The sequence below is a fragment of the Paenibacillus polysaccharolyticus genome (assembly GCF_900102085.1).
Classification (GTDB): Bacteria; Bacillota; Bacilli; order Paenibacillales; family Paenibacillaceae; genus Paenibacillus; species Paenibacillus polysaccharolyticus.
On the sequence record NZ_FMVM01000018.1, the window covers coordinates 1 to 23,958 of the forward strand.

Sequence of the window (23,958 nt, forward strand, 5' to 3'; positions counted from 1 at the left end):
GAATCTGGTTCTCTAATTCTTTTGCGCCGAGAAGTTTCAAAGCTTCATCGTATTTCTCTTGTAATTCTTGATAGTTGGCTGCATCTTGCTGTATTTGTTGCGTTTCTTTTTGTTTTTTAGCCACCAGTTCCCCCACCTCATCTTCATATTGACGAACCCAAGTCGTCAGCGTTTTAGGAGACATGCCGTACTTTCGTGCCACGACCTCTGTCCGGAGGCCAGAAAGCACCTCTACGACATACTCCTTTTTCGCCTCAACCGGGCATCTAAATCGTCTTTTCATGAACACTCTCCTCATTTCATTTAGTGTATCTGAGGTAGCTTTGAGTGTCCAATTGGATTAGGGGGCTTTAAAGCTCAGGATCGTTAGAGTTTGATTGCCTTCATACCTACACCTGCGCGCTCAAAATTGCATCCTACAATACCCGAACCCATTCCAGTTCACCCCACATACCTTTTCCTTTCACTCATATCACTCATACATCCGTCGTTCCAATTCAGCAAAAGCAATAGCAGGATCATCACTAGAATTGTCGATGTATGCGATAGATTCCGTTGGAAGCGGCCAGGCCACTCGTTTTCGATCAAGAGAAGAACGGAACGCATCCCAATTAGCTAGTTTCCATTCATCTAATGGAGATTGTCTCGCTGTGATTCGTTGACGGTATAACGCTTCGTTCTGCAAATAAACATAAGCAACTCGAACGTCTGTGTTATCGAGGGAACGGCCAATGCGTGCGAGTTCCTGCTCAATCCAATCCGGTGTCCCGGTCTCTTTGGTAAAAGGCCCAACCACGAGAGTGTCTACACCAAGTTGTACGTTATCCAAAGCGGCGTCCATCGTGATTCGATAACCCAGATCACGGCACAGCCGTTTGTATTCTGGTGAATCCCGATCTGATGGATCAAGCCCTTGTAACGTCATGATGGCCTCAGCTGCGGGACGAAGCAGGATGTCCATGTCCAAAAATGCAGCTTTATATTTACGCGAGAGCGCTTTGGCGAGTGTAGTTTTGCCACTTCCGGCTCCGCCGAGAAAGAAAATAAGTTTACTTTTGCGCATGAGAGAATGTCTCCTTTAATTCGAAGTATCGGTCTATCTAAATCTGTAAAGATCGAAAAAATTTCTATATACAATTTAAGGCTGGATAGAGGTAGTTTAACATAAAAAGATAAATGGGGTGCTGGACATAGAAGGAATTATAAGGTATCATGACACCTAGATTAACTATGCATAGATTTCCGATGTATTAGACCAGTACTTAGGAGGGAGCGTTTTGTTTGCAGATCAATAAACAAATGATTAAAGGAAGTACAGAAACATTAATTTTAACTTTACTTCATGCACAACCCATGTATGGCTATGAGCTGATTAAGGAACTGCATCGTCAATCAGAGGGCGTGTTTAGTCTCAAAGAAGGAACGTTGTATCCGATTCTACACGCGATGGAAATCGAAGGATGGGTGGAGGCTTACTGGGCAGAAGTGGAGGGCAGAAAACGGAAATATTACTCCATACGAGAGCAAGGCATACAGGCATTACAACAGAAAAAAGCGGAATGGTCTCTATTTCGTCGTGCTGTAGATCGCGTGATCGGTGAAGGAGGTTTAGCCTGATGAATCAGAAGAAAGTGAAAGAGCAGGGGAAGCAGAAAGAAAAAAAGGAACAGATTCAGAATTATCTGGATCAAATCTGTGGTCAGGTCAGGGCGAGGGAAGTACATAACGATCTTCGTGAGGAACTCGGGAATCATCTCGAAGAGATGACCTATGACAAGGAGCAGGAAGGATTTACAACGGAGGAAGCTGCCACATACGCTATTGAACAAATGGGTGATCCGGCTGATCTAGGCAAAAGAATGCACAAAATTCATCGTCACCGAATGCACTGGAGATTATTGGCGGGAGTCGTGGGGATGGCTCTTGTTGGCATGGTTTTGACCTGGATATATGCGAATAGTCTATTAGACTTGGGAAATGAATACTCATCCGTCCATCTACTGTATACAAGTATGGGGATGTTAGCCATGTTGTTCTGCCTCTTTTTCGACTATAGGAAATGGATTAAATCTGCTTGGTGGGTATACATTCTAATGAATGTTCTCTTATGGATTACCCCGGTGATAGCAGACTCGTATGGGAGCTTGAATAGAATGCTCATATTGCCATTTGGCTTCTCAATCGATGTTACCACGTCCGCGCTTTGGATATTGCCACTCGCGATCGGCGGGATTGTCATTTCCCATTTTCGTTCGGGTCTGAACGTGCAAATGATCTTTACCTATGTTGCGTTAGTAGCTTTGCCTATGGTACTCATCTATCAAATCTCGGATTGGGTCCGATTGTCGTTATTTGGATGCATATCTTTGCTACTGTTCGGATGGATTACAAGAAAGTGGCTGTATACGCTGATTACTGCGTGTTTTTGTGGAGTGGCTGCAGCCTTGTTATTACTTGTAACCGATCAATATAGTCGATTCGAAAGGTTGTCTGTTGTATTTAATTTGGATCAAGATTCTAAGGGTATGGGATTTATGAATAACGCTATTATTGATATCGTCAAAACAGCGGGATGGTGGGGGAATGGTACGAATATCCCGATAGGATCAACTTTAAAATATCTTTATCTGAGTTATCCCGGGGTTATGCTTATAGACGTGTTTGGGTGGTCTGCCTGTGCGCTGTTTATTGTTGGCATAGTGTGGTTTGTAAATACATTATTTAAAATACTGCCGCGTATACAAGACAAGTTTGGTTCGATGATTGTACTGTCTGTAACGGTTACACTTGCACTTCAACTGAGTTATTCAGTTGCGATCATTACGGGAATGGTCCCAATCATGAGTATTGAATTTCCCCTTATCGGATATGGAGCTCATGTAATACTTGAATACGCTATGATCGGTTTGCTTCTTGGTGTTTATCGTCGAAAGGATACGGTTTCCTTGAGCCGTAACTACACCCGAACCCACACGGGAAAGAGTATGACGTTATCAGAAAGATGATGGACTATACCAAGGTTCACAACTTATCAGAGGGAAACCAGATGTGCCGCAGATTAACCCAGCCCTGACTGTTGAATGACATTCTGCGAACGGAAGGAAGATAAATCTAAAATAAGAAGTTATATCGGTCAAGAGTTCTGTTTGTGTTCTTATTTTATCATTTAGAATAAAACGTAGATAGATGAATGGAGGTTTTTCCTATGATTGATATAATAATCTCTTCATCCCATCTTTGTTATCTTGTAGCCCGGGTAGAATTGTCCAAATTAAGAACGGAATAGAGCGGAGTTTGGATTTGCCAGCAGTTCATTTATACAAAAGTGATATGTAAGTGCTATAATGTAAAAATAAACGTATGAAGGGGGTGAATCTCTTGTTTGAATTACATGAGCTATTGCCGTATATATTCTCCATTGGTCTGATTTTTACCGTCAGTTACGCCTATATTGCCCATCTACACTGTGGTATGACGGAGTACTGGATGGAAGGTGGAGCTGGAGACGGAATTGAACCTGTCTTTCCGGCACTTGGCTTGAACTTACAGTGCAGGCCGGAAAACTGGAGCCGCATGGTCAGACGAAAAGAAGCACCGGATGAAGATGAACCAGACTGTATTTCCTTGTTGAGACTGGAATCAACCAATCAACAAGGAGGATATATATGGAACAACATACAAACAAGAGGTTCACACTCACATCTGGCAAGGGACGGATCTATGGCCTGATTGTGATTTTATTCGCAGTTATGCTGCTTGCCGGATGCAGTAATAATGTATCAGAGATTAATTCTTCCACTCCAGGGTTCTTTAATCATTACATCGTATTTCCGCTGTCGTATCTGATTCAGCATATCGCCAGTATATTTAGTGGAAGTTATGGTGTTGCGATTATCGTCATTACACTTGTCATTCGGCTCGCATTATTACCGCTCATGATGCGTCAAGCCAAGTCCCAGCAGGGAACACGGGTGATTATGAATGCGATGAAACCTGAACTGGATGCCATTAAGAAAAAGTACGAGGGCAAGAACGATACGGCTAACCGGCAGAAGTTGTCTGAAGAGACAATGGCGTTATACAAAAAGCATAAATTCAACCCGCTGAATATCGGCTGTTTGCCATTGTTAATTCAACTCCCGATTTTATCGGGGATTTACACGGCAATTCGGCTAACGCCAGAGCTGTCATCCCATTCGTTTTTGTGGTTCAAGCTTGGCGCACCTGACTATGTACTGGCTGTAATTGTAGCTGTTATTTATCTTATTCAGGCGAAGGTATCACAGGCAAATATGGCTCCTGAACAGCGCAAACAGTTTGCGATAATGGGGTATATCTCCCCGCTAATGATGGCGTTTTTCTCGTTTTCCGCACCAGCAGCTATGCCACTGTACTGGACGGTTGGGGGCTCGTTCTTAGTGCTACAGACGTTGCTGTTCCGCAAATTGTACCCAGTCGAGCATCCGCAGGTAGCCGAAGTGACGGAATTAAGCACGCAGAAGCCTGATCACATCAAAGGTGCTAAAAGCACGAAGAGCGCAAAGAATACCAATAGTGCAAAGAATACACAAAATGCGGGTAATTCAAAACGTTCTGCTAAACCTGCCAAATCGTAGTTGAGTTATAAAAATATTGAATAATGCAATCAAAGAAGCGCGTCCATAGGGACACGCTTCTTTGATTTGCTTAACTTATATTCTAGGTATATCCAGATCTCCGGATAATTGAAAACGGGAAACAAAATGCCAGATTAACTCCCGACGGGAGGAAACCTTTGTTTTGGCGAAGATGGACTTCAGATGATCTTGAACGGTGTAGGCTGAAATATGCATAGCCTTTGCAATTTCCTTCGAGGAAAAGCTGCGTAGCACATAGGCGAGCAATTCACGCTCCCGAGCGGATAAGGAATAACTGTCGGACAGCAGGGGGAGTAAATCCTGAGGCATAGCCTGCTCCAGCCAAATGGCGATCTGATCCCATTTCTCTGCATGCTCTGCCGATTCGCAAGACTGCATCATACTAGCCTGAAGCATAACATAACGACCGTCCGCCAACTGGACACATACTTTAGACAGTGAACCGTCCGATGTTGGTGAAGCTGACGAGGCATTCTTTTGAATGGATTGCAGTAGATGAGAACTCACGGCACGAACGGGTCTCGGAAGCACATCGGATTCAATCTGCTCCAATCGGCGTAATTGGGATAACCAGTATTGTGCGGCCGGATTTTGCATTACAGGTTCGAGCGGAGCGCGTAAAATAACAATGCCTGGCTCCCGCGGACTGCCACCTTGAAGCTCTTCCATCAATAATAGATGCGTTGTCCGTAGCATAAATGCAATTGAGGATGCCCAGTGTTGCATGAGCTCTCGCTCTTCTTCAGAGAATGTAGGCTTGTTCTGTTTGCGGTACAACGTGAGATAACCCCAGCAGGCATCGTTATTCACAAATACCGTTCGAAGCTCATCCCCGAATCCGGCAGGCTGTAAAATATTCGTATAACGTGAACTTGCTCCAGGCCGTGATTGGATAGAAGCATGCAAAATAGCAGCATACTGACCGGACTTAATCAAGTCGCTATATTTATGGATATCCTCTTCCATGTATTCATTAATAAATAATCGATCATGAATGGCTTCAATGCCATCTTCCGTCACCGCGCCTGTAGAAAGAAGGGTGGAAGGATCTACGGTGGTGAAGCAATATGCATCATATGTGATAACCGTATGAATTTGTTTGAGAACAGCTTCCCGATAGGTGCGAGAGGTCCAGTTTCCTTTTTCAAGGGAAGTAATCCGGTGTACATTCTGTGCAGTAATTAGGCTGGTCAATTGGATAAGCTCCTTCCCGAGTACGTTAATATCCCATACTTATGGGATGGTCGTCTGTATGTATCCTTTTATAATGAAATTAGACGAATACAGAGTCAAGTCTAACTTCAAATTCAGAGGAGTGTAACTGCGATGAAAGATCATATAAATGGTACACGGGATGAAAAACGAAATAAAGGAACGGATCATACATGCTCGGATAATCCTTCACCCATGAGTTGGGATAGCGCGGACATCGTTCGTTATGAACAATCGATTGCTCTCAAAATTCCGGGATATGCCCATATGCATGATCTGATGGATAAACTTATCACAGCAACAATAGCAGATAACAACCATATTAGAATATTAGTTACTGGGGCTGGAGGGGGCAAGGAGATTACTTTGCTGGGTACAAAGCATCCTGACTGGTCGTTGACAGGCATGGATACCTCTAAGCCGATGTTGGATTTAGCGAAAAAAAGAGCAGATGAAGCTCGCATCTCGCATCGGGTCAAGCTTTTTTCCGAGACCATTAAACAATTACCTGAGGATGGATTGTACGATGGTGCCACGAGTATGCTGATGCTGCATTTTATTCAGGGACTGGAAGCAAAAAAGTCTTTCCTGATGCATCTCGCCAGTAAGCTCAAACCCGGCGCACCTCTAATCCTTGCGTCTGTTAATGCAGATCTGGATTCTCCGGCTTATCCAATCATGATGCAGGCGTGGCGGGAACATATGATGCAGGCGGGAGTGCTTACGGAGGAATGGGAACGGTTCGCCGCATCGCTCGGTCAGACATCCGATCCCGTATCTGCTGAAATTTTAGTGAGATTGCTTGCGGAGTGCGGTTTTTCAAGGATAACCCGTTATTTTGCAGCATTCTGGGTGGAGGGGTATTATGCAATCCGAGACTAATATACAACAAGACAACATCATGAAGGATCAGATCTGGGTTGTTGGTGGTTATGGCCAAGTGGGGCAGATGGTCTGTACTCAGCTTGCGCAAGCATTTCCCGGCAAAGTGTGGGCTGCGGGTACACGCTTGGAACGTGCCGAACAATTCAGTCGCCAGACGGGTGGAGCAGTTAAACCACTGCAACTGAATATTATGAAAACGGTGGACCCTGCCATGTTGCGACACGTTAAACTTGTCGTCATGTGTGTAGATCAGAATGACACCCGGTTCGTTGAAAGTTGTGCCAAATCCGGAGCCGATTACATCGATATTTCTGCCAAAGGTGATTTCTTAAAACAAGTGGAAGGATTGCATTCGGTGATGAAAGTTTCTGGATCAACCGCTATTCTTAGCGTTGGTTTGTCGCCCGGCATAACCAATCTGCTTGTTCGTGAAGCGTCGATGCATTTGGATCAAGTGCAGGAGGCGAACATCACGGTGATGCTTGGTCTCGGGGAGAAGCACGGCAAGGCGGCAATCGAATGGACGGTAGACCAGATGAATACGGCTTATGAGGTCAAGAAGCATGGAAAGTTTACCAAAGTTCAGAGTTTGAGCGATGGAAAATGGATTGATTTCGGCGAGCAACTGGGAAGACGGATCGCATATCGATTTCCGTTTTCAGACCAACAGGCTGTAGCCCAAACGTTGCACATCCCTACCGTTTCAACCCGACTGTGCCTAGATTCCCGTTGGATTACCAGAGCATTGTCGATATCCAGACAAGCAGGATTAGTGAAGCTGCTGCGTTTTGCTTGGGTTCGTGATCTGGTAGTAAAAGCATTTGCTGCGATTCCAGGTGGTAAGCCGATGTTTGCTGTGAAGATAGATGCGACAGGATGGAAAAATGGAGAGCGGGTGGGAATAGAACAGCTCGTTGTTGGCGAGAAGGAGGCTGTTCTCACAGCAGAGGTAGCTGCAGCTGTAGCGAAAAGGGTCTATATGAACGGTCAACAGCCAGGCGTGTATCATTTGGAACAATGTTTCTCCATAAAGGACATTGAAGAGGAACTTAAATACTCTTTAAATGTGGTAAACAAAATCACATAATCTGAACCGTATCCAAGTGACGCGACGCGTTGGACTCATGGCTTAAAACAACTTAAAGGTTGTTTTGTCTGAAAGCGCCAATCTGCTATGATAAAACTACGGATCAAGCACGATTGGAGGGAGAACATGGACTATATTGCCATACTGCCTTATTACAGAGTACAACGAGAGATGACTGGCCTTTCGCAGGAGATTGAGAGGAATGCCCGTACCATGACCCTTTATTCGGATCGAATCGTGACCAAGTACAGGGAGTTCAGGATTACGGAAGTATTTGATATGTCTTTTCGCCGGATGGGGGATGCAGGTGGTTTTTTCTATCTGCATACGAGCACAGGAGTATATCCCTATATGGTAGAGATAGATCCTAGGCCGTTTATCCAGACATTCCACCAAGTGGCGATTGCTCGAATCAAATGATTGACCTTGCCGCCACGTAAAGCCTTACGATGGATGGGTAGTAATTATATCCAATCCAGAGGAGTGTATCTCATGAGTATTTTGATTCAACAAACAACTATTCTAACGATGCAAGAAGCCGAAGCACCTTTCACGGGGGATATACGGATCGAAGGAAGTCAGATTGTGCAGATCGCGAGTCATATCATGCCTCAACCTGAGGATGAGGTGATTGATGGTCGAAATAAACTGGCGATGCCCGGTCTTGTGAATGCCCACCAGCATTCGCCAATGAGTCTGCTTCGAGGTTTTTCCGACGATCTGAAGTTGATGGACTGGCTGGAGCGCAAGATGTTGCCTGCCGAAGCACGAATGACACCTGAAGATATTTATTGGGGAGCTAAATTGGGCATTGCAGAGATGATTCGTTCAGGAACAACGGCTTTTGCCGATATGTACATTCATATGAATGAGATCGCTGAAGCAGTCACGGAAACAGGCATACGTGCATCGCTGACTCGTGGTATGGTTTTTATGGAGGATGATGGAGGACGCAGGCTGCAGGAAGCGATCGATCTGGTGCAACGCTGGTCAGGGAAAGCAAATGGTCGAATCACAACGATGTATGGACCGCATTCTCCTTATACTTGTCCGATGGAACCGTTACGTGAAGTCGTTGCAATGGCTGTTCAGGACGAGATTCCACTGCACATTCATCTGGCGGAAACGAAGGAAGAAGTAGAGAAGATTCGTAGCCGCTATGATATGACACCCACGGAATATTTGGAGGAATCAGGTATGTTCGAGCGGGCGCATGTGCTACTGGCTCACGGAGTACATCTGAACCCTCAAGACATCAGCAGGCTGAAGGGCATGCGCGGCGGTGTCGCCCATAATCCGGTGAGCAATCTGAAGCTCGGTTGTGGCATTGCTCCAGTAGAGGCGATGATATTCGAGGGGATCACGGTAGGAATCGGGACAGATGGAGCAGGGAGCGCAACAACACTGGATATGTTCGAAGAAATCAAGGTTGCATGCTGGCTGCAAAAGCTGGACTACGGTGATCCAACCCGGCTTCCAGCACGTCAAGTACTTGATATGGCAACCCGTGGGAGTGCAAAATTGTTATCATTGCAAAATGAAGTGGGGATGCTTGCACCTGGATACAAAGCGGATCTCATTCTGATTGACCTTGCCAAACCTCACCTGCAGCCCATTCATAATGTGGAGTCGCTGTTGGCCTATAGCGTGAATGGGGCGGATGTGCATACTACCATTGTAGATGGGCAGATCCTGATGCAGGACAGAAAGTTGCTTACCATAGATGAGGATGAGTTATATCGGGAAGTAAACACTCGCGCGAAGCGAATTGTGGAAGGCGTTTAAAAATATTATGTTTTCGTTTAATCGATTAATTCAAAAGGCAATCTCTAATTTCATCTTAAAAAGTGCTGTATTTCTCCCCATATTTTATTGGCTTCCACAGCGTTTTGTGCTGGTGCGACATACCGAGAGTTATTTTTTGCATGAATGAAATATAATGTATTGAATTTATCGTTAGCCCACTGAATCGTATAATAATCGTCGAGATCAGTTCGGTTTTCATTTGCAATAATGGGGAAATATCGATCACCATTCATTTTTTTCTTCATTTTAGCTATGAAACGATCTGACCTTTCAGGTTCAAAAACATCATATACTTTGTCGTCAATAAGCATTTTTCCTTTAAAGGTAGTAGGTCTGAAAAAATCCCGATAACCTTTCATCGTCATTTGAATTTCGATTTTTTCTCCATCTAATGTACTAGCAGTGTATTTTTGCTCAATGTCATAAGGTAATTTATAAAATATTAGCATCACGATAAAAAGACTAACGACACCAACAATTACAGCAATTAAATTCTTGATAATATGACCGCCTTTCTATGAGTGAGTAACGTAAATGATCTATCCTAAGAACAATTCTGTTTACATGTTCATCGTCATTGAAATATCCAAAATAAAAATAACTGTGGGCACTGTAATTTGGTATGCTGATACAAATTATAACATGTAATATACTGGAAAATAAATCATTTATCAGTATATATAAGTGGGGTTATTCGCGTTTATGATAAACTCAAAATAGAAACTTGCGGATATTTGAAAATATTTTTTTCGAAAATTCAATCGAAAATGGAAATTTTTTGATGATTAAAACGCTATGGGAGCTTATCCCATGGCGTTTTTTGTCGAATATTAACTGGTAATAGTTCTATGGACCTGTTCAGAATCCGTTCAGAATAGGTCGTTATACTTGCTATGTATCTATATTAAAAATCAGATAAACACGAGGAGGAACATGAATTGAAGGGGAAAAATAAACACAATAAATTAAAGCCGATCATGAAAAAAAGCATGTTGGCCGCACTTAGTCTTGGTATTGCCTTGCCTGTAGCCGGTTCAATTCCTCACGCTCTGGCGGGAGCACTTGAGCCGACCAACATTAACATTTCACGCCCAGTACTTAATGATGATATTTATTGGCTAAGCCATTCGTCCGAGCAAGTGGATGCACTACCTATTATGCCTTCTACCCCAATCGGAGTTGATAATAATACGATCATTATTGATTTGAGTACTCATTTTCCTTCTGAGAAGTTCATTCAACTCGGTGCGATTTCAGAGAATACGAATGTAGCTCGCACTTATGTAACTAACGACAATAAACTTATTGTTGTTCCTTATCGTAGCGGCAAGATCAACATTCAATTGCAGGCTAAAAATGCACTATCCCCAGAAGGGGAAATGATTAGAGACAATATAGAGCTCTACATCAGCAAAAAAGGAGATCTAAACGGTGACGACAAAGTTGATTCTGCGGATGCAGTTCAACTATACAATTACCTTCGTAACATGGTAACCCGTCGTGGCTTCTCTTTTGTAGAGATGAACCAAGCAGATGTAGATCGAAACGGTGAACCTGAATTGGCAGATATGAATGCTTTGCTAAGTGGTTACGCTAACCAATCTCTTGGGGCTAAAGATAATAGCTATGTATTAACGTTCAAGCAAGTCGATGACGCTCCATATGTGTTGAATGGCAAGTTAAATGGGGATTTGAAAGTGGGCGCTACGTTAACAAGTAACACTGAATTCTTTGACCCTGACGGCGATAGACTTAGAACGATGCACTATCAATGGTATCGGGGCTCCGAAGCAAGTGGAGAAGGTAAAACAGAAATCATAGGAGCTACTGATGCAGTATATAAGATTACTGATGCCGAGCAAGAGAAATATCTCTTTTTACAGATTACACCTGAATCTTATTCATCTGATCGTCCTCAAGGAAAACCGGTAGTCCTTCGTAGTGAGTCAACTGTTGCGGTAAAACAGGAGGATATCGTAAGTCTTTCGCCATCGAATGGTTCTACGGAAGTTAAGACTAATGCGCCATTAGTAATTACGTATAATCGGCCTGTAAAAATAAATACGAACAGTTACTCCAGCATTATCATTAGGAACCTGACATCTAATCAAGTTGAAGCTTCTTATATGGTTTTAATGGGAAATGATTTCTTAATAGATGGGAATAAGATCTATATTAACAACCCGGGTTTGAAATACGGTGCTAATTATTCTGTTGAAATCTCAAATGATGCTTTCAAAGCTGCGGATCCGGATGATAATGCTTATATGCAAGGGACTGTCGTAGAACAAAATGGTGTTCAATGGACATTTACAACACAGATACCACAATAATTTAAAATTCTAACTTGCTCCAAAATGATATTTACCCACTATTGATTCAGACATGGAGGTTATTAGATGCTTCAACTGAAAAAGAAACGTCCAAAATTAAGAAAAACAATGTCAGGTCTGATTATGTTGACATTATTCTCGTCACTTGTTTTGCCGGGCTCCGCAGGAGCTACACCTCCTCAATCATCACAAGTCGAATTGGCGAATGTGAGTGTACAGGCAGGTCAAACCGTTCATGTGCCTGTTGTTATGAAAGCGACGGAACTTCCGATCAGAGCTTATAATATGCAAGTTGATTATGATACAACAGCGTTGGAGATTGTACGAATCACTCCAAGAACGATCAATACAATCACTTCATCCCCAGAACTAAATACTCCATCCGATTTCCAGTACGTTATTAATAACGAGGAAGGATGGGTGCGGATTATATGGATGGATCTTAGTGAAGTTGAGCATTGGATCGATACAGGTGACCAAATGTTCGATATCGAATTTAAAGCTAAATCCACTGCTACTCCAGGACAAAAACAGCTCAAAGTGAATCAGGATGACTCAGAACACTTCCACTTCGAAAATGTAGACTATGGTACTAATGCCCAATTGTCAGGTGGAACCATTACCATTACAGCGGCTAGTTCAGGTGGTAACTCCAGTACGCCTTCAACGGGTTCATCAGGTGGAGGGGGAGCGGCACCATCTCCTGCACCATCTGTGCCAACCACATCTTCCACTCCAGCGCCAACTAAAGGTGTAGACATTTACGTGAATGGACAGAAGCAGGAGCAGTCTGCAACGGCATCAATCTCCACGATTGATAATAAAGTGACTACAACGATTCAAGTGGATAACAACAAAGTGATCAATCAGGTGGGGAACGGACTTCGTACACTGTTACTTCCGGTTACAGGCACGGGTACTAATTCGGTTGTCGGTGAACTGAACGGCAGACTCGTGAAGACGATGGAAGGCAGTAATGCACAAGTTGTTATTCAAACGGATACAGGAACGTATACCCTTCCAGCCAGTCAAATCAAGATAGATCAGGTGGTTAAACAGCTTGGCGGTTCAGCACCTTTGGAAGATGTTAAGTTCCAGATTGCGATTACACCAAGTAATGATGCAAAGAAAGCAGCGATTGCAGCGGCAGCAAGCAAAATGAATAATACAACGGTGATTGCGGCTCCGGTTGATTTTGAAGTGAAGGCTGTTTACAAAGGTCAGCAGGTGGATGTGAATCGCTTCAATGCTTATGTAGAGCGCACGATCACTTTGCCTAAAGACACCGACGGCTCCAAAATCACCACAGGTGTTGTGCTTCAAGCGGACGGTACAATGCTACATGTGCCAACCAAAGTAATCAAAGGAACAACAAATGATGCTGCGGTGATTAATAGCTTGACGAACAGCACGTATGCTTTGATTTACCACCCGGCAACATTCACGGATATTTCCAATCACTGGAGTCGCACGGATGTTGAGGATTTGGCTTCTCGTCTCGTTGTAGAAGGTGCAGGAGATAACACATTTGCACCGGATCGTAGCATTACGCGCGCAGAGTTCACAGCCGTATTACTCAGAGGTCTTGGTCTGCATTCTCCTGAAAGTGCTGTAACGACAACATTTACAGACGTGAAAGCAGATAGCTGGTATGAGAATGAAGTGCAAACCGCAATTTCCTACGGGCTGATCTCCGGTTACACGGATAACAGCTTCCGTCCGAACGAGGAAATATCCCGTGCTGAAGCGATGACCATCGTTGCACGTGCCATGAAATTGGTAGACTTGGCTAAAGCGGATGCTTCCGAGACGGCGAATCTGCTTGGTGCGTATAGTGACGGTAGCAAAGTCCAAGCATGGGCTGCAGAGCCTGTAGCTTCAGCAATTAAGCAAGGTCTGGTCCAAGGGGCTGACGGGAAATTGATGGCAGACGCAGACATTAGCCGTGCTCAGACAGCAGCTATTGTGAAACGTTTGCTGGCAAAAGCCGGATTGATCTAATTTATTTTCAAATGATTGTTCATTAAAATGTAATCCTAACAACAATAGAACACCTGCCTCTCGTTTAACGTTATCGTTGAATGAAAGACAGGTGTTTTTTATTTCAAACGAAAGTTTTGTTTAGAGGCGGATCATTTGATAAAATAGAAGGGACGCCTCAGCACACTTTTAATAGAAAAAGTATATTGGCACATTTTTAGATCCTTTACTGTGAGCCTTGTCGTGCGTCTATGTGAATATATGAACATAATCTAGCGATTTTATTATACACAGAATGGAGCCATCCGATGAAATATCGCAATATGGAAGATTGTATAAACGACCTGGAGCAGCATGGTCATCTGATCAGGGTTAAGGAAGAGGTTGATCCGAATCTGGAGATGGCTGCGATTCACATGAAGGTGCATGAGGCTAAGGGCCCGGCGCTGTTATTTGAAAATGTAAAAGGCTCCAAGTTCAAAGCCGTGTCGAATCTGTTCGGCACCGTTGAACGCAGTAAGTTCATGTTCCGCGAGACACTGGAAGGTGTACAGCGCGTTATGGATGTGCGGGACGACCCTATGAAGGCACTCAAGACACCACTCAAACATGTTCGCACAGGACTTGCTGCCTGGCAGGCATTGCCGAAGCAAAAATCCATCAGCCTTCCGGTATCGGCGCAGGAGATTCAGATTTCCGATCTGCCGCTCATCAAACACTGGCCGATGGATGGAGGCGCGTTTGTCACATTGCCTCAAGTGTATTCGGAAGACCCGGACAAACCGGGCATTATGAATTCCAATCTGGGTATGTATCGTGTGCAGCTGAGTGGTAACGACTACGAGATGAATAAAGAGATTGGACTACATTATCAAATTCACCGTGGAATCGGAATCCATCAAGCCAAAGCGGTTAAAAAAGGCGAACCGCTGAAAGTTAGCATTTTCATCGGCGGCCCGCCAGCACATACGTTATCAGCAGTCATGCCGTTGCCGGAAGGATTAAGTGAGATGACCTTTGCCGGCCTGCTTGCCGGACGCCGTTTCAGATATAGCTATAAGGATGGGTACTGCATTAGCAATGACGCGGACTTTGTCATTACGGGGGAGATTTATCCTGGCGAGACCAAGCCGGAAGGTCCTTTTGGGGACCATTTGGGTTACTATAGCCTGACTCACGAATTCCCGCTTATGCGTGTTCATAAAGTATATGCTAAACCAAACGCGATCTGGCCATTTACGGTTGTAGGACGTCCGCCGCAAGAAGATACGGCATTTGGCGATCTTATTCATGAAATTACGGGAGATGCCATCAAACAGGAAATTCCGGGTGTGAAAGAGGTGCATGCTGTGGATGCTGCAGGGGTCCATCCTTTGTTATTCGCCATCGGCAGTGAGCGTTATACGCCTTATACCGATGTGAAGCAACCAACCGAATTGTTGACGATTGCCAATCGAATTTTAGGAACAGGCCAACTCAGCTTGGCGAAGTATCTGTTTATTACGGCGGAGGATCAGCAACCACTGGATACGCATAAAGAAGTTGAATTTTTGACTTATATTTTGGAACGGATGGATCTGCAAAGGGATATTCATTTTCATACGCATACTACGATTGATACACTCGACTACTCAGGTACGGGGCTCAACAGTGGTAGCAAGGTGGTTATGGCGGCATACGGCGACAAGATTCGTGAATTGTGCAAAGAAGTGCCGGAATCGCTGAAGAATATTCGCGGTTACGACAATCCGCAACTGATCATGCCGGGCATGGTTTCCATTCAGACATCTGCCTTCACTACGTATGAAGATACTGCGCGGGAGATGAGAGAGTTTACGGATCTGCTGCAAGAGCGTGGGGGACTGGAATCATGCCCGTTGATTATCGTGTGTGATGACAGCTCGTTCCTGAGTGCAAACCTCAGTAACTTCTTATGGGCTACGTTTACGCGCAGCAACCCGTCACATGACATGTACGGAGTGAACAGCGGTTATAATCACAAGCACTGGGGCTGTGACCAGCTCATTATTGATGCGCGGGTGAAACCACATCAGGCGCCGCCGCTCATTCCCGATGCATCGGTGGAGAAGGGCATTGAACGTTTTTTCGTAAAAGGTGCAAGTCTGGAATCCATTAAACTTTAAGTCGCATTGTAATGTATTGCTCATGAATCAGGAGTCCAAACCATGTGTTAGGGCTCCTTTTTCATTACGTTAGTTTCGTTTCATTCGCTTGGAAACACGTGAAAAAGTTATTAAATCTCGCATACACGAAATTAAAAACCGGGATAATACCTTATTGCCTATGAGGATAAAGTCTTAGGCGTTCATTTTTGTCCATATGATTAAGGTCGTTTGGACTATGTTGAAAATGTTGGATTCAAACGATATAAGATGTATAAGTATGTCTCGGCCCCGATCATTCGGGGTTGTTAACTATAATCATTTGTTCAGGGGGAGTTCCGATTGAGAATCCATATTATGAACCTGCAAGACGGGGACCGTCTGACAGCGGATACGTTTAGTGATGCAGGACTGCACATTCTCGGAAAGGGGACTGTCATTCGAAGCGAGGATATTACCTTGCTTATGCAGCATCGGGTAGATTACGTAGACATTGAATTGCGTGAAGAAGGAATTACCGAAGCAGAGTTTTTCGCAGCTTCGATGAAACACGCATCAGAATCCAGAAGTAACAGCAGTTCTAGCGGGACAAGCACTGGTGAACAACCTCCTGAGGAAGAGATGAAGTCTCAATTCCTTCAGACTGTACATAATTATCAGAATGCATTTCTGGAAGCGCTGACGGTAGGCAAGTTTAATGCAACGATGGTAGATGATGCCCTGCAACCTATGGTGGATGGACTTGATGAGCAGAAGGACGTTGTACATCTCCTGATGATGCTGGAACGCGATGACGTTAACAACTACACCCATTCCATACAGGTAGGTCTATTATCCTTCTATATTGCAAGCTGGCTAGGTTATTCTCAGGAAGAATGTTATAAGATCAGCCGGGGCGGGTACTTGCACGATATCGGCAAGTGTAAGGTTTCACTTCGAATTCGAAACAAAACAGAACCGTTGACGGCAGAAGAACAGCTTGAATTGCAGCGTCATACGATCTATGGACACGAAATCATTAAGAACTCTATGACAGATGAAGCTACGGCTCTGGTCGCTTTACAGCATCATGAGCGTGAAGATGGATCAGGGTATCCAATGCAACTTGGAAAAGGTGAGATTCATCCGTATACTCAGATTGTGTCTGTAGCTGATATCTACATTGGTATGCGGACCGGTAAACATGGAGCGAGCAATCCGAACTTGATTAACAATCTCAGAGATATCTATGGCATGGGATTTGGTAAACTGAATGAAAAGGCGGTTCAAGCGTTAATGCAGCATTTGCTGCCTAACTTTATCGGTAAACAAGTACTTCTCAGCAATGGTGAGAAAGGTGTTATTGTTATGAACAATGCGTCCGATATTTTCAAACCGCTGATTAAAGTGGAATCCGAACAGTATCGTGATCTGTCCAAAGAGCGCACTCTTTCCATTAACGAATTGCTGATTTAAGCGGTAAAAAAGAAAACAGGCAAAACGAGCTTCTTATCATTGGATGAGAAGCTCGTTTTATTAATGAAACAATCTCAACCATTGCTATCAATCACGCCTCGCTGAAACGAACCGTTCCGAAAGACGATCCACGATCCATACCAGCAAAGCCGTGATACTGACGCCCGCACCTAACAAACATACTCCCCTCCAGCCTGACCAGGCGTACACTTGTGTAGAAAAAATGGAACCAACTGCGCTGCCGATGGAATAGAAGATCATATACGATGCAGTTAATCGGCTCTGAGCTTCCGGACGGACTTGATAAATCAGACTTTGATTAGTCACATGTACAGCTTGTACAGCAAGATCAAGCAGGATCACACCCACAACCAGAAACCATAATGAAGTATGTAACAGGCTGGTAGGAATCCAGGACAACACTAAAATGATGAGAGAAATGGCGGTTGTTTTCTGTCCAGAACCATGATCGGCCAGTTTGCCTGCTTTGGCGGCAGCAAGTGCTCCAGCAAGGCCTGCAAAGCCAAAAGCGCCTATAGCAGCGTGGGATAACGATATGGGGGGTGCACTGAGTGGTAACACAATGGCAGTCCACAATATGCTGAAGGCCATAAAAATCAACATGGCTAGTAACCCTCGGATACGAAGTACATGTAACTCTTTATATAGTCGCAGGGTGGAAGCAAGCAGTTGCAAGTAGCCAAGCTTGGATTGTTTGAACGATCCTTGAGGGAGCATACGCCCCAGCACAAATACACTAATCAGAGTGAGACTGGCTGAAAATAAATATACAGATCTCCAGCCCAACCAGTCGTTCATCAAACCGGCCACAGATCGCGCAAGCAAGATGCCGATGACAATTCCGCTGGTTACCCGGCCTACGATGCTCCCTCGCTGGGAGTCGGCTGACAAATGAGCCGCATAAGCAACAAAGGTTTGTGTGATAACGGCTAATAACCCAACCATTGCAATAGCTGAGAATAAAATGGATGATGAAGCAGAAGTTCCTACAACGATTAGAGCGGATGCGGATAAAATCATCTGGATCAGGATCAGTTTTCGGCGGTTGACGAGGTCTCCCAGTGGAACAAGCAGTAAGAGGCCAAGCGCGTAACAAATCTGAGTAATGGTAATCACGAGACCAATGGTTGCAGTGGATAGATGAAATTCGAGTGCGATGGAATCCAATAAGGGTTGCGCATAGTAAATATTCGCTACGGATAGACCGCTACACACAGCAAATACCCATGCTAATGCTCCTGTCATGCTCTGTTTTGTAGAAGATTCCTTGTTTGCTTTTTGAATAGAATGTTGCATTTATGACGCATTCCTTTCTTGTTTTCTATTTTGTACTGATTGGTATATTATTGATGGGATTAACCATATATTTTATCTTTCTGAATGTCAATAGGGCTCCTGATTAGAAAAAGAGGAAATGGTTATTAATTGATTGAGATACTATGTTTATTGTGGGGGAGGGAGGATTGATGATTTAAATACATTTTGACATTTCGAATTACTGCGTTAGTATATAACTATACTGTTCGATAAATAATGGAGGGGTATTGTGGTTAGAAAACGAGAGTTTAACACAGAAGAAGCGCTGGATGCTGCTATGCATGTATTTTGGCTTAAAGGGTTCGAGGCAACCTCACTAACGGATTTAACAACGGCAATGGGGATTCAGCGTCCCAGTTTGTATGCAGCCTTTGGAGATAAAATGGAGCTGTTTGAACATGTGCTTCGTAGATACACCACTTTACATGCCGCGCAGATTAGAGCAATGCTAGGTCATGGGGAGTCTGTCAGAGAAGCTTTTCGCGCTGTTTTTGACTGGATTACATCTGGGAAGAAGAAAGTTAATGCCAGTCACGGTTGTTTTTGTATCAACACCATGGTTGAAATGGCTCCCCATGATCCCAAGTTTGCTGTGTTAACACGTGAGCATCAGATGTATCTGGCGGTTATTTTCAGAGAAACACTCGAAAAAGGTCAACAGAATGGAGAGTTACCAGAGGAGTTAAACGCCGGACTTGTGGCACAAAGTTTAGTTGTTTCGATGATTGGGTTAACTGTGCTAATGAAGGCGGCACCGGATCGTTCGTTCATCGAGCAAAGCATTGAGGCAACGCTATCTGTATTGAATAACAGCGATCATAGAAACGAGCCTCTTATTTTAAAATAAGAAGCTCGTTTTTTGAATGGATACGGCGATAATTGTGTACAAATCCGTTTATCCTCATTTTTAGGAATGGGCATTGTTTATCGGGTTTGACGAGCGAATCATAGCTACACTGGACTCGCGGACAATCAACCGCGGTTCGAACTGGATATGTTCGTAATCTGAAGTACTCATCTCACGAATCCGTTTAAGCAACAACTCCGTTGCGAGCCGAGCAACCTCCTCACCCATGATGGAGACGGAACTGATCTGGGGCGACGACACCGTTGTCCATTGATTATTATCCACGCCCACCACAGCAACATCCTCGGGTACCCGTACGCCGAGCTCTTTAAAGCGGTTCACAAGTCCGATGGCAACCATATCATTGATTGCATAGACTGCATCCGGCATATGGGTCAAACCATAGAAGTAATCCGCTGCACTTGCTCCCGTAGCAAGTGAGAAGTCCTCACCGAAGTAAACGAGGGAAATATCCACATGTCCGACAGCCTGCTCGTAAGCACGATAACGCTCCTCGATAATATCTTTGGGGGCTCCGGCATAAGCAATCCGGGTTCTTCCGATCTTAAACAGATGCTCCATAACCAGTTTTCCCTCAGGTTGCGATAAGGAGACGATGTCTGCTTGAATGCCAGGTTCCAATTTTTTTCCGTAGTTAATAATCGAGATGGGAAGAGGTGCTTTGTCAATGAGTCCGGGCAGTGTTTTTGGATAGGCAAGTGGCATGAAAATAAGACCATCAACGTGTAATTTCTTCACATTACGTATCGTTTCAAGTTCTGTTCTGGCGTTGCCAGCTGTGTTAATCTGTACAACATGGTACCCGTGCTGTTTCGCGGTCTGCTCAACGGACCAGGAGATTTCGGGAATGATGGCGTTGCGGATATCCGGAACAACAAGTGCAATCTGATGCGTTTGCCTGATTTTGAGACTCTGTGCAGAAGTGTTGGGCACAAATCCTAAATCTTCTATGGCACGCATAACCTTTTCTCGTGTTGCACTACTGATTCCATCCGAATTGTTAATAGCCCGCGATACGGTAGCAATCCCTACACCAGCGCGTTCAGCGACATCCTTAATCGTGATTTTCTGCTCTTTACTCACTTTATCATTGACCTCACTTCATCGGAAACGATTCCGTATTTTAGGCTTATGTATGTATTGCAAAGTATGCATATAACTTGATTATACCATTGCAACATTATAGTATCCCGTAAACAAACAGAAATGGATGTAAATTTATGCATCTTTATGTTTAATTTTCTAATTCATGATTAAAAACAAACGAAATCTTAGAATGATCATCGCGTTTTTTTTCTTTTTCAGCATAAAATTACAGATTAATCGACGAATTTACTCACGAGATCGACATATTTATGGAGAAAGAGGTTTGACAGGTTATCTCTAATGTGACATATTTAATTTACGGAAACGTTTCCGATATTATATGAATTAATCATTTGGGAGATGAATGAAATGAAAGCATTGCGTTGGCATGGTGTCAAAGATCTTCGTCTGGAACATATTTCTGAACCTCAGATTGAACAGGGTAAAGTGAAAATAAAAGTGGAATGGTGCGGGATCTGTGGTAGCGATCTACATGAATACACAGCTGGACCGATTTTTATACCAGCTCAGGCTCCGCATCCGCTAACAGGGGAAAAAGCACCTGTTGTTATGGGACATGAGTTTTCTGGACAAGTGGTTGAAGTGGGCGAAGGGGTGACTCGTTTTCAGGCAGGTGATCGTGTGGTTGTAGAGCCCATTTATGCGTGCGGTCATTGCGAAGCTTGTAAACAGGGCAGATACAATTTATGTGACAAGATGGGATTTCTAGGTCTGGCCGGGGGCGGAGGGGGATTCTCCGAGTATATAACAGCAGATGAGAAGATGGTTCATGCCATTCCTGATTCCATCTCCTATGAGCAAGGTGCTCTGGTTGAACCTTCTGCAGTAGCTCTGCACGCTGTACGCCAGAGTAAACTGAACGTCGGGGATACGGCAGCGGTATTTGGTGCAGGGCCGATTGGACTACTGGTGATTGAAGCGCTCAAGGCATCCGGAGCATCGGATATTTATGTTGTGGAACTGTCGCCGGAGCGTAAAGCAAAAGCGAAAGAACTGGGTGCAATTGTGATTGATCCGACCGAGGTTCAAGTGGTTGAAGAGATTCACCAGCGTACGCAAGGGGGAGTCGATGTAGCCTACGAAGTAACAGGTGTGCCTCGTGTGCTGCAACAAGCGATTGACTCAACGCGTATTGGTGGCGAACTGATGATTGTAAGCATTTTTGAACAAGAAGCGCCAATGCAACCGAACTCCATTGTGATGAAAGAGCGCACAGTAAACGGAATCATCGGTTATCGCGATGTGTTCCCGGCTGTCATCCGTTTGATGGAGAAAGGATTTTTCCCGGCCGACAAGCTGGTGACCAAACGGATTGTGCTGGATGAGGTTGTAGAACACGGTTTTGAAGCGTTGCTTAAAGAAAAAAATCAGGTGAAAATTTTGGTTAAAGCAGAATAGTTCTTGAAACCTTATAGTAGATCTCTTATCCACGGATACGAGCGTCTACTTTTTTTGCTGAAAAGGGCGAAATTTGTTGCAGTGTACGCACCTTTTACATACTATAAAAAGATACAATTTGTATCTTTTTTGAACGTATGAAAAGTGATTATGTTGAAGGAGGATGCGGATATGCAAAGGAAAGTAACCTGGGCAGCAATTGGGCTGGCTCTTGTCGCCGGAGCAGGCTGGATGCTGATGGGAAACGCCAAACCCAAGACGAACACTCCGGCCATAAGACCTGTGGCTACAGAGCGTGGGGGTGTGCAAGTGTCAAATGCCCCGATTCAATCCGTTGATGTGACAAGCAAACTGGAATTGTTGGGGAGGGCTTTTAACAAATCCCCTTATGCCAACAACGTATGGGACATGCAACAATACAACGGTAAAATCTATCTAGGTCATGGAAATAGCAGCAATACGGGGCCTGCACAAAATGCGGGGCCAATCCCTGTCGTGTACTATGATGCAACGAATGCCGAGTTTCAGACACAGGCGGTGACAAACAGTAATCCGAGCATTATACCCTCAACAAAAATGTACGTGGATGAAGAGCAGATTGATCTCTATAAGGTGTTAAATGGAAAACTGTATATCCCTGGTCATGATTCCGATGGTGAAAGCTGGGACTTTGGCAACTTCTACCGCTTGGACGAAGGGACGTGGACCAAATATCGCAATCTGCCCAAGGGCGTTCATGTCTATGATCTCGCATATTATCAAGGCAAGCTGTTTGCTGCACTTGGCACAGAAACCAAACCAACCGTCTTAATCTCACATAATGATGGGCAAAGTTGGCAGCAGTTTGCAACAATCAACACATTTGGCTTTAGAGCATATACGCTATTCGAAATCCAGGGGAAATTGTATGCCTCCGGAATGATGTACCCCGCCAATAAAATATGGAATGACAAAACGAATATACTGGAGATTAATGAACGTTTGGAAAAGAGAGACGTAGCTATCTACGGTAACAAAATGTTACCCGGGTTGACCTATCAACAAGGTACGGTTCCGTACAATAAAATCGGTAAAAATATTAATTTTAACAATAAGCTGGTGTATATTGCTGGTGGTGTCTTCAATGATAGTCAACTGTTGCCTAAGTCATTGAATGTGATGACGGATATCAATCAGGCGAGACGTGTCAGTCTGGCAGATGCGAATGCGTTACCAACAGACCTGCTTGTGCGTGATGATAAAGTTTATGTGTTAACGTATACTCGCAAGCAGGCCAATGTCTACGTGAGCAGGGTCTATCAAACCAATGATCTGACAACATGGAATGAAATTTTGCGCTTTACACAGGACACTTATGCCAAGTCATTTGAGGAGCTTGATGGTGATTTTTATTTTGGATTGGGTACAGACCCGGACGTCCTATCGCCCTCATCTGGAAAAATATTACGAGTGAATCGAGTGGATATTCCTGTGAATTCAAATTAAAATATAAGGAAGATTATGGATTATATACTATGCTGCATCCACATTGTTGGTGACCCGGCGATGTGCTGATGATATTCATCGTGCAGAACAAACTGCAGCACCCGAGTCAACGGACAGCGGCTCTTCCAAAGCTGTTCTTTTTTTTGTGGTTCAGTTTCGTGTGAGAAATTTGTTTGAAAATAAAAATAAGAATCTATAAAATGGATAAAGAGAAATATTCATGACAGTCCACAGGCGTATGACC

21 protein-coding genes are annotated in these 23,958 nt (G+C 44.1%); 15 read left to right on the plus strand and 6 right to left on the minus strand.

Features of this window, described 5'->3' with window-relative positions:
* Both BLQ13_RS22650 and BLQ13_RS22655 read right to left on the minus strand, forming a co-directional pair.
* The coding region (locus tag BLQ13_RS22650) for a transposase (RefSeq protein ID WP_090923962.1) at positions 1 to 283 on the minus strand (283 nt) is incomplete at its 3' end.
* A gap of 189 nt (positions 284 to 472) precedes the next feature.
* Entirely contained in the window at positions 473 to 1,063 is a 591-nt protein-coding gene (locus tag BLQ13_RS22655) for a P-loop nucleotide/nucleoside kinase family protein (protein ID WP_090923963.1), read from the minus strand.
* 218 nt (positions 1,064 to 1,281) lie between these two features.
* Here BLQ13_RS22655 and BLQ13_RS22660 point away from each other — a divergent pair, with 218 nt between their 5' ends.
* From BLQ13_RS22660 to yidC, 4 genes are all read left to right on the plus strand, one after another.
* Complete coding sequence (locus tag BLQ13_RS22660; RefSeq protein ID WP_167375822.1) at positions 1,282 to 1,617, plus strand: PadR family transcriptional regulator; 336 nt, start codon at positions 1,282 to 1,284, stop codon at positions 1,615 to 1,617.
* Positions 1,617 to 3,005: an FtsW/RodA/SpoVE family cell cycle protein gene (locus BLQ13_RS22665; protein WP_090923964.1), complete on the plus strand. Its 1,389-nt coding sequence runs from the start codon at positions 1,617 to 1,619 to the stop codon at positions 3,003 to 3,005. Before BLQ13_RS22660 ends, BLQ13_RS22665 begins: the two co-directional genes overlap by 1 nt.
* Positions 3,006 to 3,378: 373 nt before the next feature.
* Entirely contained in the window at positions 3,379 to 3,729 is a 351-nt protein-coding gene (locus tag BLQ13_RS22670) for a hypothetical protein (RefSeq protein WP_090923965.1), read from the plus strand.
* Positions 3,666 to 4,616, plus strand: a complete 951-nt coding sequence (gene yidC, locus BLQ13_RS22675) for a membrane protein insertase YidC (RefSeq protein ID WP_244159424.1) — start codon at positions 3,666 to 3,668, stop codon at positions 4,614 to 4,616. The genes BLQ13_RS22670 and yidC overlap by 64 nt, the downstream gene beginning before the upstream one ends.
* Before the next feature lie 75 nt (positions 4,617 to 4,691).
* Here the strand turns inward: yidC and BLQ13_RS22680 are convergent, their stop codons facing one another.
* A complete protein-coding gene (locus BLQ13_RS22680) occupies positions 4,692 to 5,831 on the minus strand; it encodes a LuxR C-terminal-related transcriptional regulator (RefSeq protein WP_090923966.1) in 1,140 nt (379 codons plus the stop codon).
* Between the two features lie 132 nt (positions 5,832 to 5,963).
* Here BLQ13_RS22680 and BLQ13_RS22685 point away from each other — a divergent pair, with 132 nt between their 5' ends.
* The 4 genes from BLQ13_RS22685 to BLQ13_RS22700 all read left to right on the plus strand — a co-directional run bounded on the left by BLQ13_RS22685 (position 5,964) and on the right by BLQ13_RS22700 (position 9,606).
* Entirely contained in the window at positions 5,964 to 6,731 is a 768-nt protein-coding gene (locus BLQ13_RS22685; RefSeq protein ID WP_090923967.1) for a class I SAM-dependent methyltransferase, read from the plus strand.
* A complete protein-coding gene (locus BLQ13_RS22690; RefSeq protein ID WP_090923968.1) occupies positions 6,715 to 7,821 on the plus strand; it encodes a saccharopine dehydrogenase family protein in 1,107 nt (368 codons plus the stop codon). The genes BLQ13_RS22685 and BLQ13_RS22690 overlap by 17 nt, the downstream gene beginning before the upstream one ends.
* Before the next feature lie 126 nt (positions 7,822 to 7,947).
* Positions 7,948 to 8,241: a hypothetical protein gene (locus tag BLQ13_RS22695; RefSeq protein WP_090923969.1), complete on the plus strand. Its 294-nt coding sequence runs from the start codon at positions 7,948 to 7,950 to the stop codon at positions 8,239 to 8,241.
* Between the two features lie 72 nt (positions 8,242 to 8,313).
* Positions 8,314 to 9,606 (plus strand): amidohydrolase, encoded by a 1,293-nt coding sequence (locus BLQ13_RS22700; RefSeq protein ID WP_090923970.1) that lies wholly within the window; start codon positions 8,314 to 8,316, stop codon positions 9,604 to 9,606.
* Positions 9,607 to 9,656: 50 nt separating this feature from the next.
* On the opposite strand, the gene BLQ13_RS22705 is transcribed toward BLQ13_RS22700, so the two are convergent.
* Entirely contained in the window at positions 9,657 to 10,079 is a 423-nt protein-coding gene (locus tag BLQ13_RS22705; RefSeq protein ID WP_139168940.1) for a hypothetical protein, read from the minus strand.
* Positions 10,080 to 10,565: 486 nt separating this feature from the next.
* Between BLQ13_RS22705 and BLQ13_RS22710 the strand changes: the two genes are divergently transcribed.
* The 4 genes from BLQ13_RS22710 (at position 10,566) to BLQ13_RS22725 (ending at position 17,518) form a co-directional block, all read left to right on the plus strand.
* Positions 10,566 to 11,960: an Ig-like domain-containing protein gene (locus tag BLQ13_RS22710; protein ID WP_090923972.1), complete on the plus strand. Its 1,395-nt coding sequence runs from the start codon at positions 10,566 to 10,568 to the stop codon at positions 11,958 to 11,960.
* Between the two features lie 66 nt (positions 11,961 to 12,026).
* Positions 12,027 to 13,961 carry an S-layer homology domain-containing protein gene (locus tag BLQ13_RS22715; protein WP_090923973.1) on the plus strand — a complete coding sequence of 645 codons (1,935 nt, stop codon included), beginning with the start codon at positions 12,027 to 12,029 and terminating at the stop codon, positions 13,959 to 13,961.
* Between the two features lie 287 nt (positions 13,962 to 14,248).
* On the plus strand, positions 14,249 to 16,084 hold the full coding sequence (locus BLQ13_RS22720; protein ID WP_090923974.1) for a UbiD family decarboxylase: 1,836 nt from the start codon (positions 14,249 to 14,251) through the stop codon (positions 16,082 to 16,084).
* Positions 16,085 to 16,405: 321 nt separating this feature from the next.
* A complete protein-coding gene (locus BLQ13_RS22725; protein ID WP_090923975.1) occupies positions 16,406 to 17,518 on the plus strand; it encodes an HD-GYP domain-containing protein in 1,113 nt (370 codons plus the stop codon).
* 87 nt (positions 17,519 to 17,605) lie between these two features.
* Here the strand turns inward: BLQ13_RS22725 and BLQ13_RS22730 are convergent, their stop codons facing one another.
* Positions 17,606 to 18,835, minus strand: coding sequence for an MFS transporter (locus tag BLQ13_RS22730; RefSeq protein WP_090923976.1), 1,230 nt, complete (start codon positions 18,833 to 18,835; stop codon positions 17,606 to 17,608).
* Between the two features lie 250 nt (positions 18,836 to 19,085).
* Between BLQ13_RS22730 and BLQ13_RS22735 the strand changes: the two genes are divergently transcribed.
* Positions 19,086 to 19,703, plus strand: coding sequence for a TetR/AcrR family transcriptional regulator (locus tag BLQ13_RS22735; RefSeq protein WP_090923977.1), 618 nt, complete (start codon positions 19,086 to 19,088; stop codon positions 19,701 to 19,703).
* Between the two features lie 60 nt (positions 19,704 to 19,763).
* On the opposite strand, the gene BLQ13_RS22740 is transcribed toward BLQ13_RS22735, so the two are convergent.
* Positions 19,764 to 20,807 carry a LacI family DNA-binding transcriptional regulator gene (locus BLQ13_RS22740; RefSeq protein ID WP_090923978.1) on the minus strand — a complete coding sequence of 348 codons (1,044 nt, stop codon included), beginning with the start codon at positions 20,805 to 20,807 and terminating at the stop codon, positions 19,764 to 19,766.
* A 372-nt stretch (positions 20,808 to 21,179) separates the two neighbouring features.
* Between BLQ13_RS22740 and BLQ13_RS22745 the strand changes: the two genes are divergently transcribed.
* Both BLQ13_RS22745 and BLQ13_RS22750 read left to right on the plus strand, forming a co-directional pair.
* Complete coding sequence (locus BLQ13_RS22745; RefSeq protein ID WP_090923979.1) at positions 21,180 to 22,229, plus strand: 2,3-butanediol dehydrogenase; 1,050 nt, start codon at positions 21,180 to 21,182, stop codon at positions 22,227 to 22,229.
* Between the two features lie 171 nt (positions 22,230 to 22,400).
* Positions 22,401 to 23,714 (plus strand): Kelch repeat-containing protein, encoded by a 1,314-nt coding sequence (locus BLQ13_RS22750; RefSeq protein ID WP_090923980.1) that lies wholly within the window; start codon positions 22,401 to 22,403, stop codon positions 23,712 to 23,714.
* Positions 23,715 to 23,958: the final 244 nt, after the last annotated feature.

Bases quoted from the DNA above. Each gene is read 5' to 3' on its own strand.
- BLQ13_RS22695 (WP_090923969.1), top strand. From the start codon at position 7,948: ATGGACTATATTGCCATACTGCCTTATTACAGAGTACAACGAGAGATG.
- BLQ13_RS22715 (WP_090923973.1), top strand. From the start codon at position 12,027: ATGCTTCAACTGAAAAAGAAACGTCCAAAATTAAGAAAAACAATGTCA.
- BLQ13_RS22655 (WP_090923963.1), bottom strand. From the start codon at position 1,063: ATGCGCAAAAGTAAACTTATTTTCTTTCTCGGCGGAGCCGGAAGTGGC.
- BLQ13_RS22700 (WP_090923970.1), top strand. From the start codon at position 8,314: ATGAGTATTTTGATTCAACAAACAACTATTCTAACGATGCAAGAAGCC.
- BLQ13_RS22720 (WP_090923974.1), top strand. From the start codon at position 14,249: ATGAAATATCGCAATATGGAAGATTGTATAAACGACCTGGAGCAGCAT.
- BLQ13_RS22685 (WP_090923967.1), top strand. From the start codon at position 5,964: ATGAAAGATCATATAAATGGTACACGGGATGAAAAACGAAATAAAGGA.
- BLQ13_RS22730 (WP_090923976.1), bottom strand. From the start codon at position 18,835: ATGCAACATTCTATTCAAAAAGCAAACAAGGAATCTTCTACAAAACAG.
- BLQ13_RS22690 (WP_090923968.1), top strand. From the start codon at position 6,715: ATGCAATCCGAGACTAATATACAACAAGACAACATCATGAAGGATCAG.
- BLQ13_RS22665 (WP_090923964.1), top strand. From the start codon at position 1,617: ATGAATCAGAAGAAAGTGAAAGAGCAGGGGAAGCAGAAAGAAAAAAAG.
- BLQ13_RS22750 (WP_090923980.1), top strand. From the start codon at position 22,401: ATGCAAAGGAAAGTAACCTGGGCAGCAATTGGGCTGGCTCTTGTCGCC.
- yidC (WP_244159424.1), top strand. From the start codon at position 3,666: ATGGAACAACATACAAACAAGAGGTTCACACTCACATCTGGCAAGGGA.
- BLQ13_RS22745 (WP_090923979.1), top strand. From the start codon at position 21,180: ATGAAAGCATTGCGTTGGCATGGTGTCAAAGATCTTCGTCTGGAACAT.